This is a genomic window from Dermacoccus sp. UBA1591 (assembly GCF_002322065.1).
Classification (GTDB): Bacteria; Actinomycetota; Actinomycetes; order Actinomycetales; family Dermatophilaceae; genus Dermacoccus; species Dermacoccus nishinomiyaensis.
Map to the genome: position 1 here is coordinate 1 of NZ_DCNR01000055.1, position 410 is coordinate 410.

Here is a 410-nt window from a genome sequence, read left to right on the forward strand (position 1 = left end):
TACTCGTTCATGTAGCCGTAGCCACCGTGCAACTGCACGCACTCGTCGAGCACGTCGCACTGCACCTGGGCGGCCCACCACTTCGCCTTTGCGGCGTCGACGGCCGTCAGCTTGCCCTCGGCGTGCGCGGCGACACAGTCGTCGATGTACGCCTCGGAGACCTCGATCTTCGTCACCATCTCGGCGATCTTGAAGGTGTTGTGCTGGAACGAGCCGATCGGCTGACCGAACGCCTTGCGGTCCTTGCAGTACTGGATCGTCTCGGCGAGGATCTGCTTCGCGTTCGCGATGTTCGCGATGGCGTTGCCGATGCGCTCTTGCGGCAGGTGCTTCATCATCGCGATGAAGCCGAGGTCCTGCGGGCCGAGCAGCGCGTCGGCGGGCAGGCGCACGTTGTCGAAGAACAGCTC

The 410-nt window shown here is 64.1% G+C and carries 1 protein-coding gene; it reads right to left on the reverse strand.

The window, feature by feature from the left end:
• On the reverse strand, positions 1-410 hold a 410-nt coding region (locus B2284_RS06030), incomplete at both ends, for an acyl-CoA dehydrogenase family protein (protein ID WP_286697299.1).